The organism is Clostridium amazonense (assembly GCF_056431285.1).
In genome coordinates, this window is record NZ_JBWKMH010000033.1 from 48,949 (window position 1) to 65,215 (window position 16,267).

Annotated in this window: 16 protein-coding genes and 1 riboswitch; all 16 genes read right to left on the reverse strand. The window is 27.6% G+C overall.

All coding sequences use genetic code 11. The annotated features are described in order from the left end of the window. Window positions 1-401: 401 nt before the first annotated feature. The 16 genes from AC07E4_RS14695 to AC07E4_RS14770 all read right to left on the reverse strand — a co-directional run bounded on the left by AC07E4_RS14695 (window position 402) and on the right by AC07E4_RS14770 (window position 16,003). Window positions 402-767, reverse strand: coding sequence for a hypothetical protein (locus tag AC07E4_RS14695; RefSeq protein ID WP_034439973.1), 366 nt, complete (start codon window positions 765-767; stop codon window positions 402-404). Between the two features lie 102 nt (window positions 768-869). Beyond that, entirely contained in the window at window positions 870-1,547 is a 678-nt protein-coding gene (locus AC07E4_RS14700) for a nucleotidyltransferase family protein (protein WP_478216805.1), read from the reverse strand. A 90-nt stretch (window positions 1,548-1,637) separates the two neighbouring features. Continuing rightward, complete coding sequence (locus AC07E4_RS14705; RefSeq protein ID WP_074432672.1) at window positions 1,638-2,825, reverse strand: chloride channel protein; 1,188 nt, start codon at window positions 2,823-2,825, stop codon at window positions 1,638-1,640. A 57-nt stretch (window positions 2,826-2,882) separates the two neighbouring features. Then, a riboswitch (Fluoride riboswitch) is annotated at window positions 2,883-2,956 on the reverse strand. Between the two features lie 414 nt (window positions 2,957-3,370). Continuing rightward, window positions 3,371-3,895, reverse strand: coding sequence for a cysteine hydrolase family protein (locus AC07E4_RS14710; RefSeq protein WP_034439975.1), 525 nt, complete (start codon window positions 3,893-3,895; stop codon window positions 3,371-3,373). Between the two features lie 134 nt (window positions 3,896-4,029). Beyond that, complete coding sequence (locus tag AC07E4_RS14715) at window positions 4,030-4,452, reverse strand: bis(5'-nucleosyl)-tetraphosphatase (RefSeq protein ID WP_034439978.1); 423 nt, start codon at window positions 4,450-4,452, stop codon at window positions 4,030-4,032. 175 nt (window positions 4,453-4,627) lie between these two features. Then, entirely contained in the window at window positions 4,628-5,158 is a 531-nt protein-coding gene (locus tag AC07E4_RS14720; RefSeq protein WP_478216806.1) for a GNAT family N-acetyltransferase, read from the reverse strand. Window positions 5,159-5,396: 238 nt separating this feature from the next. Beyond that, the gene (locus tag AC07E4_RS14725; protein ID WP_034439982.1) at window positions 5,397-6,029 is read right to left on the reverse strand and encodes an HAD family hydrolase; all 633 of its coding nucleotides are present in this window, start codon (window positions 6,027-6,029) and stop codon (window positions 5,397-5,399) included. A gap of 274 nt (window positions 6,030-6,303) precedes the next feature. After that, window positions 6,304-6,798 (reverse strand): GNAT family N-acetyltransferase, encoded by a 495-nt coding sequence (locus tag AC07E4_RS14730; protein ID WP_034439984.1) that lies wholly within the window; start codon window positions 6,796-6,798, stop codon window positions 6,304-6,306. Between the two features lie 337 nt (window positions 6,799-7,135). Continuing rightward, window positions 7,136-7,534: a hypothetical protein gene (locus AC07E4_RS14735; protein WP_034439986.1), complete on the reverse strand. Its 399-nt coding sequence runs from the start codon at window positions 7,532-7,534 to the stop codon at window positions 7,136-7,138. A 313-nt stretch (window positions 7,535-7,847) separates the two neighbouring features. Further along, window positions 7,848-8,771: an alpha/beta hydrolase family protein gene (locus AC07E4_RS14740; protein WP_430830846.1), complete on the reverse strand. Its 924-nt coding sequence runs from the start codon at window positions 8,769-8,771 to the stop codon at window positions 7,848-7,850. Window positions 8,772-9,095: 324 nt separating this feature from the next. After that, the gene (locus AC07E4_RS14745; RefSeq protein WP_034439990.1) at window positions 9,096-9,659 is read right to left on the reverse strand and encodes an HD domain-containing protein; all 564 of its coding nucleotides are present in this window, start codon (window positions 9,657-9,659) and stop codon (window positions 9,096-9,098) included. 195 nt (window positions 9,660-9,854) lie between these two features. Beyond that, a complete protein-coding gene (locus tag AC07E4_RS14750) occupies window positions 9,855-10,175 on the reverse strand; it encodes a TfoX/Sxy family protein (RefSeq protein ID WP_034439992.1) in 321 nt (106 codons plus the stop codon). A 353-nt stretch (window positions 10,176-10,528) separates the two neighbouring features. Then, window positions 10,529-11,002, reverse strand: a complete 474-nt coding sequence (locus tag AC07E4_RS14755) for a GNAT family N-acetyltransferase (RefSeq protein WP_034439994.1) — start codon at window positions 11,000-11,002, stop codon at window positions 10,529-10,531. 1,004 nt (window positions 11,003-12,006) lie between these two features. Continuing rightward, a complete protein-coding gene (locus tag AC07E4_RS14760; protein WP_478216807.1) occupies window positions 12,007-13,260 on the reverse strand; it encodes an erythromycin esterase family protein in 1,254 nt (417 codons plus the stop codon). A 95-nt stretch (window positions 13,261-13,355) separates the two neighbouring features. Then, window positions 13,356-15,251: an FtsX-like permease family protein gene (locus AC07E4_RS14765; RefSeq protein ID WP_478216808.1), complete on the reverse strand. Its 1,896-nt coding sequence runs from the start codon at window positions 15,249-15,251 to the stop codon at window positions 13,356-13,358. After that, window positions 15,251-16,003: an ABC transporter ATP-binding protein gene (locus AC07E4_RS14770; RefSeq protein WP_478216809.1), complete on the reverse strand. Its 753-nt coding sequence runs from the start codon at window positions 16,001-16,003 to the stop codon at window positions 15,251-15,253. Before AC07E4_RS14770 ends, AC07E4_RS14765 begins: the two co-directional genes overlap by 1 nt. Window positions 16,004-16,267: the final 264 nt, after the last annotated feature.

The window sequence follows — 16,267 nt, forward strand, 5'->3', positions numbered from 1 at the left end:
CTTATTAATTTGTGTTTTATTTTCAAGACCTGAACCCAAGGACGGGTTCAGCGACTGCCTAGACAAGATGTCGTGTGAACTAAATTTAGAAATATGTAATTGAGAATTCAATGTATATTTTTTATAAATCAAGGAAGTAATTTACATCAATAATGGAATTTTATTAATGTGAATTGCTGACGAAGAGTTATGAAAAATAGGCTAGAATTTAATTACATAGCTCTGAATTTAGTTCACTAATAGCCGTCTAGTCTTGAAAATAAAATGGCAAATTTATTAGAGTTTCTTCGAAATTTTTATGAATAACGTTTTAAATAATTACTGTTTCCTTTACTACTACCATTCTCATTTAATATTTGAATAATTTCATTTTTCAGCTTGAAACCCTATAATAACTTGCATTAAACATGTAGTGGTATGTTCTCTAAAAAATGTTTTTCTACATTACACTTATTTACTCCATATTCAATCATTTCATTCCATGTTTTATCTCTTTTTACTGGAAGCTCAAAATATTTCCCTTTCAATATAACAAAGAGAGTTTCGTCACTAAAAGTGTGTATATACCATGTCAATTTCACTTCATTTTTAAGCATTTCTAATAAGTCTTTTATTTTTTCATCTGGTACACGATATTCATTTGTGTGCCATACTGGACATTCATCTTCTGGTACGTTTTCAATTCTTTGCGAAAAGAAATACGGTTTTATTATCTCTAATACTTGATTGTTTTCTAAGCTTTCTTCAATTACACCTAGTGTAAACATTATCCACCTCCATAGATTTCCTAATAATATTAATATACATTTTATTATAGTAAAATTTTCAATTAGAATATTAAGAAGCACCTAAAAACTATAAATTAATATCTATTTATTTTTTAAATAATCCTCAATAGCCTTTACTCTATCATATCGTTTTCTTTTCCTATTAACTTGTAGCTGTAATTCTAATGGTGGAACTTTAACAATATTTCCATTCCATAGGACACTTTCTATATGATTCCTTGCATATGGCCCAAAATCAGATGGTTCTGGTTTATCTACAAAATCCTGTGGATCAAAAGCCAAATCTATTCTTGCATTTAAAAATAGCACACCAAAATAATTCACCACCCAACCTTTACTTGAAATAATAGGTTCAACAATAAAATCAGAAAAAATATTTTTTATCTTACCAATGTCCTTTGAATTTAGCATAATATCAACATCATGAGGCATAACAGAAATTCCTCTTATGCACAAAGCACAACTGCCAGTTAACCACCAATCTATATCATAACCTTTAATTTTATTTATAAATGATAACAAAGCTTTTTCCCATTGAACTTCTTTTAAGTATCCCATTTGTAAAAACATTTCTTCTGCATAATTCTTGAAATTCATTTTAATATTATCTATATTATCAATGTTTTTAGGATACTTCTTTACAAAATTTCCATGTTCTAAAGAGTAATATTGGCTTTCAAGAATGCTTTTATATTCATTGGGATACTCAGAAATTACAAATAAAATATTATTTTCATTTTCTTTAAATGAAATGTTCATATACCCCTCCCCTATTTAATTTCTCTATTATAAATTATTATTACAATCCAATTATAACATATTCTGTAAATACAGTGTTTTAATTTACATTTAATACTCCAACCAAACCTGTGATGAATAGATTCCCTTTCTGCCTGAAATAAACACACTTATTATACAAACAATTATTGCAAAAATCATATTATTTGAACCAAAAAGCTCAAGATATAATATAAATGAAGCAATAGGTGCGTTAGTAGCACCAGCAAAAACACCTATTAATCCCAAAGCTGCTGAAAAAGCAACCGGAATACCAACTATAGGTGATAATGTTGCTCCTAATGTTGCCCCTATAACAAATAGTGGTGTTACTTCTCCTCCTTGATATCCAACACTTAAACAAAGAGTTGTTAGTGTGAGTTTTATGATAAAAGCAAAATATGGAACATTGCCTTCAAACGAATCCATTAATAACCCTAAACTTAAATTGTTATATAATCTATTTCCTAATAAAAATGTTATACAAACCATAATTGACCCACCAATAAAAATTTTTATATAATCATCTTTAATATATTTATTAAAAATAACCTTAAAGAAATCAGTCATATATACAAATAATTTACTAATAATTCCAAAGCAAATTGAAAGTAATATAACTTTTTCGATATTAATAAAATCAAAAGATTCTATAGGTGGTATTTGAAAGTGAGAGTGCGATACACCTAAAAACCTTACAACTTTATCGCCAACTATAGCAGCTGTTATAGCTGGTAACATAGACGCATAAGTTAAACTACCCACAGTTGAAACTTCTACTGCAAATATACTCCCAGCAATCGGTGTTCCAAACACAGCAGAAAATCCAGAAGAAACCCCACTAATCAATAATATTTTTCTATCCAAATCATATTTTTTAAAGATATCTGCAAATAAGTTTCCAATAGTTCCACCAATTTGCACACCTGTACCTTCCCTGCCTACTGATCCTCCAAATAAATGTGTTAAAATTGTCCCTATAAAAACTAATGGTGCCATAACTAAATGTATTTTTTCATTACGCCCATTAATATTTTCAATAATTAAGTTATTTCCCTTTTTTGAGTTTTTACCATACTTTTTATAAAGAAAAGTCATTAACACTCCAGATAAAGGTAGTAACAATATTAGCAAGTCGTACTTTAAGTTTAATTCAATAACCTTCTCAAGCAATATAAGAAATCCTCCAATAATTACACCAGATAATCCTCCTATTATTGCTGAAATCAACACTAATTTTAAAATTTTTATCTTACTCATATTTTCTCCTTAATTTTAAATATTCATATAAAAAAAGCTAATGAAACTACAACAAAGAAAGTTGTAGAAGTCATTAGCTTATTAAGCAGTTTTGATATAAATCAAGGGAGACATTCATTCCCTAATAAAAAATATTATATCAAACTTAAATATATAGTTCAATCTATAGTGTTCCAAGTTCAAATTTAAAGTAATCTCTTTATCAAATGATATTATTAAGCTTACAGTTTATTTCTATTTTTATATTTGGAACCAAGTAAGAGTTAAAAGTGAAAAGTGAAAAGTTATAGTTGATATTACTCACTTCGCTTTTAATATCTAAAAATAGAAATGCTTAAAAACTACGTTTTTATATTGTTTTCAAGTAATTTGCTTAGCAAATTATCATAAAAATTGATTTTAAAAACTGATACTTCAGTTTTATCCTTAATTGTTAATTGTTAATCGTTAATTGTTAATTTTGTATAACACTTTAAATTTTTCTTTCTCAACTGAAACATGAATAACTTAAAGTTCCAACTTGGATTCCTATATATAACTTAAATTTAAGAATTCATCTTTATAATTGTTTCATCTATTGAAATGCATTTTGCATATCTTCCATTCCAAATAAATTCATTATAATATCTATAACTTTGTTCTGATGACATAAATTTATTATTTACTGTTGTATTTGCATATTCTGGAACTATAATATTAAATCCATGTTCAAATCCGCATTTTATAGTAGCATCAATACAATAGTCTGTTTGAAGTCCTGCAATAATTATATCTTTTTCACCCTTATTTATTAAATACTCTAACAAACCAGTTCCTTTAAAAGCACTATTAACATTTTTGTCGAATATTCGTTCTCCATTTATTGGTTTAAACTCTTCATATATTTCAAATCCAATATTTCCTTTTGTTAATTCACTATCTTGTCCATCGTCATGACGTACATATATTACTTCAATTCTATTTGTTCTAGCTTTATTTATTAGTTCTTTAACATTAGATACAAACCTATCAAATTCATATAATTTTTCATTCACTATTAATTTTTGTGTATCAACTATTAATAAAACCATTTCAATCCCCTTTTCTATTTATAGTATAAAAATATGTTTTGATTTAATAAATTAACTATACCATATTTTACAAATAAATTATTGTTTATTCTTTTAAATCACATATTTAATATATCTCCTTATTTTTAAATTCCTTAGCAAATTGAAATTTTTTCAATAAAGTCCTTTGCTTCACTTAATATTCTTTTTGAACTATCAAAATTTAAAACTTCCATTGCGTCTTCATATTTAATTAAATATGCCCCATCTAATTCTTCTTCTTGATAACATATCTGTTGATTATCATACTCTGCAACAAAATATATTACTTCTTTAATTATCTCTTCCTTATTAGGAATTATATATTCATCCATTGTCCTAAAACCATCAATAATTTGAGGTCTTATACCTATTTCTTCATATATTTCTCTTAATGCAGTCTCTTTTTCTGTTTCCATTCCTTCAATATGACCTTTAGGAAATCCATAATGTCCTTCTAAAGATTTAACAATAACGAAGTAAACATCATTTTCTTTGCGTGTAAATACCACTGCACCACTTGACACTTCATGTTTCATAAAAAAAGCCTCCTAAAAATCCCCTTTAACCCTCAGAACTTAATACAATAATTCATTATTTAAAATAAGAAATGTGGTAAATTCTATATCTACTTATGTATGAACTAGAAATTGATACTATTGGAATATATACTTGGATTACAGTCATCCTCGATATACTTTGATTCTATATTAGTCATAAAACACACTCTAGTTGGCAATCACAAGGTTCTTTTTCTGCAAGCTCTTTATTATATTCAACAGCTTCCACACACCCCATCGCTCGATAAAAAGCTTGACTTTCTATTGCCGAATGAGCTGATATATATAATTTTTCGGCATGATGCTCTTTTGCCCACTTTTTTGCTAAACTAAATAATTCTTTTCCAATTCCTTCTCCACGCATATCCTGTGATACATGAATGTTGGATAAATCCATGTATTTAGCATGTATGCCAAATATAACTGGCTCTACAGATGCAAATCCCTTCAGATATCCATGACAGAAAGCACCAACAACATATCCGTTGGAATTAATTAGATTTTCCAGGTACAAAACCCCTTCCCGATATTCTTCCTCACACCAGTTATCAACAAATGGTACATCTTTAATGAACCATTCACCGTTTATTTTTCTCCAGCACCTAGTTACATTCTGCGTCCTATCAAAAGATTCGAACAACGAGAGATTCACATCGTTGGCATCCAATACTTTATATGTAATCATTATAAATCACCTCACCAAGTATAAATAATCTTAATTATAAATTCCTATTTATCGAATTGGTTCACATCTTTTATATATCATATTTATTTACTATCCTAAATTAATTGTAACATATTTTGTAAATAATCAATTATTTAATTTAAAAAGCATTTTTACATCTATTATTTAAATAGTTATGTTATTTAATAGATAAATTAGTATATAGACTATTACTACAGTACTTTCGAAAAAATTCTTATTATAACACCTCAAGTAAGTCGTTTAATTGTGAAATCTCTATATTAGGAATATATTCATCTGATTTTGGATTCTGAATTCCACCAAATCCCTGCTTAATCCATATTGTCTTCATTCCAATTTGCTTTGCTGGAAATATATCGTTATCTAATCGATCTCCAACCATAACTATTTCTGATGCTTTATATCCTGATTTTTCTACTGCAATCTCAAAAAGTTTAATATTTGGCTTCATAATCTGATAATCCCATGATGAAATTATAAATGAAAAATATTTTAAAATTCCTAATTCTCTTAATCTATCTATAAGTCCATCTGTTTGATTTGCAATAATCCCTAATTCATATCTCTTGGATAAAGTCTGTAGTACTACATTCGCATTATCATATAGTTTTTCAAGATTATGCTTATAAGGAGCTTGATTTTTAAAGCCAAACTTTTTTATAACTGTTCGATATTGTGGTTTATAATCTAAAGAAGCTTGAACAATTTCAGCATATATTTGTTCAGGTGATAAATTAAGTAATTTTGCTTCTTCTGTTTGTGATTGTTCCAAACACCTCTGCTGCCATACATCATCTTCATTAATCAATGTATAACCTATATCAAAAAATATACATTTAATATTTTTCATCACTTTACCTCCTACTAAAAATATTTCTACGTATTATTAATAAGGTAGTTTACAAATAAAGTTATATCTCATAATAATACTATCACGAATCAATCATAACATATTTTGTAAATACCACACTATCTATTAATTACTTCATTATTTAATCATAAAGCAATTTTATATTTGAATTACCAAATAAAAAATACCGTATATTCAGTTTTGAATAGTACGGTATTTTTATAAGTTATTATTTTGTCACTCTTGATGTTTAATATTAAAATTATATACTAAATTATGCTTTAAATAATTTATTTAAGTATAACGCATATGGTGTTTCATAATGTGTAGGATTATTATTTTTATCAATATAATGATGATCAATATTTTGCATTTTTACTAATTTCGAAAATCCCCAGACTTTATACATGCAGGTTAATTTTTCCGCCTCATCATTATCTACCCCTATGGTCACCTCGCTAAAACCTTTCTCTATAACCCTGCGTAAAACTCTTTGCATTAGCATCTTTCCCAGTCCTCGTCCCTGAAACTCCTTATCAACTCTAAAAGCACAAAGATATGCTCTTTCCTTACCATTGGCTTCATCCTTATCTTGAGAATCCCAAAATATATAAAGTTCACCTATCAGTGATCTATCTATTTCATTTTCAATTGTCCAAAATTCTATGTTTCCTTTTTCAATACCATCTATAAAATATGTTTTAGTAGGCAAGTTATTATTTCCCCATAAATGCTTCAACTCTTCTTTTGAGCCTATCCTGATTAACATTTTCATTCTCCTTTCTAGTAATTCTATTATTACAATATAATTGTACCATATTTTGTAAAATACTGTGTAGTTCTATTATCAAAGAACAAATTTAATAATTATTTTGCAATATAATCATAGATTAATTTTATTTTTGTAATGTGACTATTCTTCTTCATTATTACATTAATTTTGAAATTTAAATCTACCACTGTTACTTATCCATAAAATTATATAATCATTATTTCGCCTCTTAATCTTTTTAAATTACAAAAAAATACCGCATATTCACTTTTGAATAATACGGTATCTACGTTATATTTTCATGATATATTACTATTATCAACTTTATATAATTTTATTTACTTTCTAATGATACTAAAGAACCATCTGTTTCTTCTGCCACTCGGTCACCTTCTACGAATTTTTCTTCTTGCATTTTTTTATTAGTAACACTATATTGTTTTTCCATTTCATTTTTATCACTAACATAAATCACTAAATCTGTTGAATCATTCACAGTTTTGATTTTTTTTATTATCATTATATTTTCAGAAAGACGTTTATCTTTTGCTTGACCTATTACCATACCGATGCCCATACCAATTGGAAGTCCAAAACACATTCCAAGAGTCATATTATCAGGGTAAATAATCATTCCAAATATTAATCCACCTGAAACACCGAAACACATTCCAATGCTCATATATAGTGTCATATATTTTTCCACTGTGTTTTTTTTGTCTTTATTATTCATAGTTACCTCCCAAACTTCCAATGTATATTATCCTAGATATAGTTAACTCACACTTTATAACTATTATAATGTAATTATAGTGTATTTTTCAAATACTGTGCTATTCAATTTTAAAATAACAAATTTTAATACTTATTTTGCTTTATATAATACAGTAATTTTATATTTGAAATACGACATAAAAAATACCGCAAATTCATTTTTGAATGGTACGGTATTTAGAAGATTCAATATTTAATTTTTTTCCATAATATTTTAAAATTGTTCACAAACTCTACTCTACAAATTGAAATTTGTTAGTTTCTCATTATGCTTACACTACAAAATGTTTCGCATTTGAATCAAGCCACTCTATAATAAAATCGAATCGTTCTTTCGTCAATCCATGACCACCTGGGTATCTCTTGTGGTGCAGGTTTTGTAAGGCATCATATTCTAAATAGGTTGAGCTGGCTTTTTCAACGATATATGAAGCATCTTTTGAATATTTATCATCTTCCGCAGAAACAATAAGCAGTCGTCTTGGTGCAATACAAGATACCAAATCATATATATCGTATTTGCCGTGGAAGTTTGGAAGTACACTCGCCATTTCAATTCCAACATTATTTATAATGCGATTTTCATAAGTACAAGCACTACCGCTTGCACAACTAAAAGCTATTCGGTCATCTAACGCAGAAAGAAATAAGACCGTATTCCCCCCATATGAATGTCCCAGTGTGCCAATTTTTTCATTATCAACATAAGTAAGATTAGAAAGCAATGTTATCCCATTAATGGCATCATATAGTACTTTTTTCATCAAATAATCGCCTTTTATTATACGATAGCACATTTCGTTAAAATGCTGCCAAAAGTCAAAACCCTCCACATGAGGATTTTGGCGTCTTTCCTCAAAGCATATTGAGTCAGGAGCTAACACAACAAATCCCCTTTTCGCCAATTCAGGGCCAAAAGCTTGCAAAGGATTTCCACCCAAACCGCATACTTCACTTTTTCCTAAATGATATTCTCTGTTATGTTGGTGATTGATGAGAATAGCTGGATTTTTATCAAGTATTTCTGGTTGTAACAAAAAAGCAATAACTTTGTCTCCATAAGAATCATACTCAATTAATTGTCTTTTATATCCTTCTTCCTTTGTGGATTCCAGTATTCTATACTCAACATTAGATATAGTATTAGGAACTATAATTCCGATTGCTTCTGCTATCTCATTTCTTAAATCTACCATCTGTAATTATCCTTCCAAATTCCTATTTATCTGCATGTATCAGACAAATAATTTTTACTTCACTTTATCTTATTATTATGAATTTATTATAGCATATTTTGTAAACACCGCATTATTCAATTTTCAAAGAACATTATTCTTATTTCAGATTTCAATAGTTACGTCGTCTAATAATCATATTACGACATAAAAAACCGCAATATCGAATTCTGAATATTGCGGTTTTTCAATATATCTTTAATACCAACTTAAGACTTTAAAACTTATAATTATTCATAGTCCATCTTTATATAGATTGAAATTTGATTAATAGTCATTATTACATTACTCTAATATAGATAATATTAATTCTCTTCTGTTTTTATAATATTCTTTACTCTCATTAGACATTTTATTGTAACTTCTATCAAGTTTGCTTTTAACAAAAGTAATACCTTCATCAATATCAAGTTTTCTTTGAACAAATGCTAAATAGAATAGTGATGGTAGTGTATCATAGTGTGAAATGGCATCAGCATCTGCCACACATATCTCTTCTTTTGTTGTTTTCTCTTTTGGTACACTTCCTCTATGATTTAATATACATAGTTTAACTAATTCGATTTTATCTTTTGGATAATTATAAGATTGAAGAATTTCTTCTGCTATATTTGCACCATGTATATGATGCTCCTCATACAAACTATAATCTGTAATAGATGCAATATCATGTAGCCATCCTGCAATCTCACATACCTCAATGTCTGCATCATAATAATTGGCAAGTTCAACAGCATGTTTAGCAACACTTTCTATATGTTCATAACTACCAACTCCAAAGAAATTATCTGGACTATCACATCTGTTTCTAATCTCTACTTTTATTTTATTAATGATTTCCTTTTCCATATTTCCTCCAACAACTCAATCACGACTCTATAAATAACTAATAAAGTACCTGCTCTCAAAATTCCCATTTATCCTTCATTTTCAATTTATCGTAAAACATTGATTAAACATAACCTTACTTATGATACGCTATTTTTATACAAAACCCACTTAATGTAAATTATACCAATAACCTCATATGTAAATTGGAAGTTGCTATTTCTTCTTTTTAAGTTTCTGTGCTGGCAATTCATCATACATAACTTCAAACAAACCTGATAAGTATTCTTTATCATCAACTTCGTCAACCAATAACATTTCTTTAGCACCCTCATATGGCAATTCATAAGATGTTGTATGTATATATGTAATTGCTGACTTAACAGGCTTTACCAATAATCTATCATCATATATTCCACCTACAATCTTCCCTCGATAGTAGATAATAAATTCTCCCATCATTGCTTTGTATGTTATATCCTCAAGTGTAGATAATTGACCTAAAATAAACTCCAAATATTCTTTACTTGATGCCATATCACTCACCCTTTCAAATTCATATTTTTCATTTACTTGTACTATAATTATTTATTCATTATTTTAAATGAATACACTATAAAACTTTGGATTCTATTAATTATTTTTTATCTTTTAACGATGTATATTTTTATACTTTTTATACAATTCTAAATTCACATTCCTATAGGCTTCCAAGTTCAAATTTAAAATAATATCTTTCTCACTTGAAAAATCTGTTTCTTGGAGTAACACTATTCTCATTTAATATTTGAATAATTTCATTTTTTAACTTGTATTCCTATATAGCGTTCAAAGCTCAAATTCAAAATAACATTTTTATCAATTGAAAAACCTTTTTCTTGGAATAAAAATTATTCTTCTCTTAATACACATTCTAATATTTCATTTTTAGATGAAAAACCATTTCTACAATACCATTTCACAGATTTTTCACTTGGCCAAACAAATAATAATTCACACTTCTTATCACAAGCATACTCTTTTATGTATGTTATCAATTTTGTTCCAACATTTTTGTTTCTATAATCTTTTCGTGTATAAACACTAGTTAAATATGCTATACTTTCAGAATTTCTATTTGCTTTAGGTAATTTAGGTATAATGCATAAATACATTGCTGATATTATTACATCATCTTCTTCTGCAACAAATATTTTATAGTTATTGTCACCTTCTAGAAAAGATATAAAATCAGAAATAAACTGTTCTTTGTCTATTCCCTTCAAGTTATCCTCATTATAAGTTATATCATCATCTTCCATATGAAGCCATTTCAATTCTGCCAATTGCAAATAATCTTTCTTTTCCCCTAATCTTATATCCATAATCTAAACCCCCTACATAAATTGTATATTTGTCTTTATTATTTATTTAATTTAAAGAATTTTTTTACTATTTACCAGAAACTAATATATCATTAAATATTTTAAATTTATTCTTTTTATAAAATTCAACTGCGGGATATCCTCTTTATGTATTTAATAAAATTCCATTCATTCCTTGAGTTCTAATGCTCTCTTCTATTTTATTTATAAACCAGCTTCCAACACCCTTTCCTTGCATTTCATAGGAAACACAAATTTAATCTATATAGTATTCAAGACCTTCAATCCAAGGCTTTTTCATACCAAGACTTAAAGCTACAATTTTGTCATCTAGTTTAGTTACATAACCTATAAAATAATTAGTGTTGAAATAATTATTAAAAAGATTTATTTGCTCATTTTTGTTATCAATAAATATTTTTTATATAAAGACAAAAAAACTCTCATGAATTAATAATAACATATTTTACAAGGTTGAAACCTCGCCTACGGATAAATGAGAAAATTTATTTTTTCTCTTGTAGCTGAGGTTTTAACCTTGGCAGTAATATATCCTTGCTAAATTTTATTGGTTTCATCCTTAAATATACCAATAAACAAGAAGGACAGACATCTTATATAGCAATCACCTTTTCATAATTTATTACCCTTTTAAATAATATACTTATCTAAGAAAGTAAAGTCAGTCCCTAACAGATTACAAATTTAAAAGTAATGTAAATAACGTTATGCAAGAATGAATTCTCGCCTACAAATAAAGGAATTTTTATTTCATTTATAATAATTAAAATATCGCCTTTTAATCACATTAGGACATAAAAACCTCAACATCGAATTCTGAATATTGCGGTTTTTCAATATATATTTAATACCAACTTAAGACTTTAAAACTTAAAATTATTCATAATTTATCATTATATAAATTGAAAGAAATCCCCTTAGGGATTTCCACCTTCACTCTTCACTTTTCTCTCTTAATTCTTAACTCACATACAAATTCCTACTTATTTTTCTGTGATTATTTTAGTTGGGTTTGCATTTGTTACAAATATCATACTATCGTAAAGTACGGCAGGAGGTTGAAACATTCGGTAACTCGGAGGAAGAAGACGCATAAACCAAGAGTAACCTTCTCCAAGAGTACCCATATAGTTGTATTGTAAAATTAATTCAGCTAGTTCTGAGTTTTCCCTTACATTTGCAAAGTCCAACCAACAAATATCTACCCCAGCCATTTTTGCTGTTTTAGCTAATGGATTATGAGAATAAAATACTTCACTAGTACGCCTTTTAGATGATTTTATCGGCATATTACAACGAGTCTTATAAAAATCTGTACCTATTACATAGTAACCATTATCTAATTCATTTGAAAGCAACTTGCCCATGGAATCAAAGCTGCCCCATTTAGCAACATGACAGTTATGCCCTGTAATAAAGATACGCTCACAACCCATCTGTTGCTCTTGCTGTAATATCCACTTTACATTTTCAGCCATAAATCTATCTCTTAATGTGCTACTATCTGTGTCTTTCATCATTTGAAATTCACAATATTGTAATAGCATATCTGCAAAATGCATTGCTTTAGTAGAATCTTTCTTGCCATTAAGTTCATTTTTAACTTGGTTTATGATTTCCATTCGACTAAGATAATCACATTCACCACTCCAGTCTTCACATTCCATGAGTTTTTGTAAAATAGTATTATCTACCTCCAGTTCTTTGCAAGCTTCATTTAAAAATTGAAAACTATAAGAGGTTCTTTGCATATCAAATCCGTAAAAGCGAAGGTCTTCACCTTCTGCAATACTTTCATTATACTTTTTCATATATGAAATAAGCTTGGCCATCTCATCTGTTCGATATATTGCAAAACCAATAGCTGCCGCTGCTTCTTGAGCTGTTCCTTTTCCACCATGTATGTATCGATTTACTTGTTCACAACCACCATAGTCACCCTCAATCAAAAATGCTTTCACGTCATATTTTTCCACCATTTGTTTGAATACATCAAGCTTAAGCTGTTGAAATTCTACATTTCCGTGTGTAGCTTCTCCTAATGCTATTATTTTGGTGCTTTCTGGTATTGTAATATCCTCCACAGATTGTGCATATTTCACAAACTCTTCAGTATTTATATTTTTTCCTGTATTAAACCCACCAAAGTGCATAAATATAAGCATTGCTAAAACCATTACTCCTAACAGTGCAAACACTATATACCATATCTTAGAGTGTTTTGTTCTTTTTTTCATAACACCTATTTCTCCTTATATTTAATATGATTTAATTTACTATTCTTTATAGATAAAAATAAAGAACATATAATTAAAATATGCTCCTTTTATTATTAAACATTAACAATTTTTCTAAAGCTTTTAATTGATATAATTGCACTAACTAAAAATATAGTTACTGATACTATTGTACTTATTATAAAGATTACATTTAAATTTTCTGATAAAAAGTTTCCTAAAACGTGTGTTGCAAAGAAACTATGAAGCAATCCTATAGACAATGGGAGAATATAAAATAATGTTACTTCTTTTATAATAGCTCTTCCTAAATCTTTTTTTGATGCGCCTATATCTTTTAAAATTTTATATTTATCCTTATCTTCTGTTGCATCACTATATATCTTAATGTAAATAATACTAGCCTCTGCAAGTACAAATACCAAAAACAAAAATGCTCCAATAGCATAAACAAGCTTCAACCATTCAACACTTTGAGTTTTATATTTGCCAATTTGAAAATTAATATTATCATTTACATATTTACCTAATCCTTGATCTAATTCATTAATAATATTTTCATTTAAAATATTTGAATCATCTTTAACCTTAATTCCATAGAAATTAACCCTTTGTCCAACATTATTAAGTTTTTCATATTCTTCATTATTAACAACAATTGTTCTTGATTTAATTAATGAACCTAAAACCTTAAATCTTGTATCACCTTCACTAATTTCAAAAATTTTATCAGCAATAGTTAGTTTATTGGGCTTAATTAAGCTTACCAATGTGTTAGGGTTTTCAATGTAAATGACATTGTTTTCTTTAACCATATTTTCATTAATCTTTTCTAAGTCTTTTTCGTATCCATTAGTTTTCAAAATACCTGTAAACTCATCATAAGACATCACTATATATTCTTGTTCTGGATTTTCTAATGTATCATTAACCATTAATACATCAGTATTTAAATCAAATTTCTTTTCACCTAATATCTTAGTAATATTTTCACTTATATTTACTGTGTCTATTTTATCTTGAGAATAAAAAGACATTGTAAACAGCTGATCATTTTGCTCACTCATTGTATAAAGCTTTCTCATAGATACTGATGTACCTAAAACAGTAACTGTACATGCTGTTAAAATCCCTATTGTAGCATATGTAGTGTAATTCTTCTTCACTCTATATGCTAAACTATTAATAGTTAGTATATTTTCTCCCTTATATAATATATTTTTATTATTAATTAAAAAATTAAGAACTGCTGGAATAACAGCATAAAACAATCCATAAGTACCTATACAAACTAAAATTAAAGTTTTAAAAGCATTCATTTCAGAAGCAAATACTAGATAATATCCACATGTAATACAACCTATAGATACCATTGCAATTATATAAGTACAAATTGTTATTTTAGGCATCTTTTCTGTTTTTCTACTATTATTCAAAAGCTCAATTACCTTGCTTCTTGAAATATTGACAAAGCCTTTAATGCTCATTAACAAGAATATCACCATAAATATTATAAATGTACTTATCATAGATTTAGAAGTAATAGCAAATTTAACATCTATATTAAAACCTGCAACTACAAAGACTATCATTTGAAAAAGCTTGGAAAATAATGCTCCAACGCCAATTCCAATTATACTGGCTGATATACCAATTAACATCATTTCTGTGAAATATATTTTACCTATAGTTTTTAAATCTACGCCCATAAAGATAAAAAGACCTATTTCTTTTTTTCTATTTTTTAAAAATATATTAGACACATACCATATAAAGAAAAGTATAAACAATCCTAAAATTATACTTATCATTTGTAATATCATTTTAGTATATATAGCATTAGCTTCTCCTAAAACTTTTAATGATTCACTGTCCATAAGTATTAAAAAGTTACTTAATATAATTACTGAAAATATCATTGATATAAAAAACATTGAATATGTTTTTATGTTATTTTTAAAGTTATTAAAAGCTATGGAAAATACATTCATTACTTAGCACCTCCTAAAGTTGCTAACAAATCAATTATTTTACCATAAAACTCTTTTCTATCATTACCTTTGTTTATTTCACATTTAATTTCTCCATCGCTAAGCATATAGACTTTTTTAGAATAACTTGCACTAATAGCATCATGAGTAACCATTATTATCGTTGCATTATTTTCTTCATTTACTCTCTTTAAGCATTCTAATAAATCTGTAGAAGACTTAGAGTCTAGTGCTCCTGTTGGTTCATCTGCAAAAATAACCCTTGGCTCTGTAATTAATGCCCTTGCTGCAGCTCCTCTTTGCTTTTGTCCTCCTGATAACTCATATGGATATTTCTTAAGATGCTCTTTAAGTCCAAAAACATCAGCTATCTTATTAACTTTTTCTTCTATATCTTTGGTTTTCTTTCTTCCTAAAGCCAATGGAAGCGCTATATTATCCATTAGTGTCATATTATCTAAAAGACTGTAATCTTGAAAAATAAATCCTATTTTTTCTTTTCTAATATTAGATAATTCTTTATCTCTTACCTTATTAAGATCAATTCCATCTAAAAGTATTTCACCTTTACTTGGTTTATCTAGTGTAGATAATAAATTTAGAAGTGTAGTTTTACCTGCACCTGATGGACCCATTATAGACAAAAATTCTCCCTCATTAACAGATAAAGATATGTTATTTAAAACTCTAGTCTTAAAGCCTTTAATTCCATAATCCTTTGATAAATTGTTTAATTTTAATATTTCTCTCATCAAAATCCCCCTCCAAAATCTAATTCTTATTTTCCTGAACTATAGGGAAACAAGCTCGAATTCAAAACTATTTTTTTAGCTGTAAATATATTACTTTTAAAAGGAATACTCACTTTAAAAGGATTCCGAGCTAGTCTCACTCTTAAGGATATCCAAGTTTTGGAACTAATAATTATGAAGATGAACTTGGAACCCTATATATCAGGTTATAAATTAATTTTAGTGGTTTTTTACTAATTAATCCTTCACTTAACATTACATTTA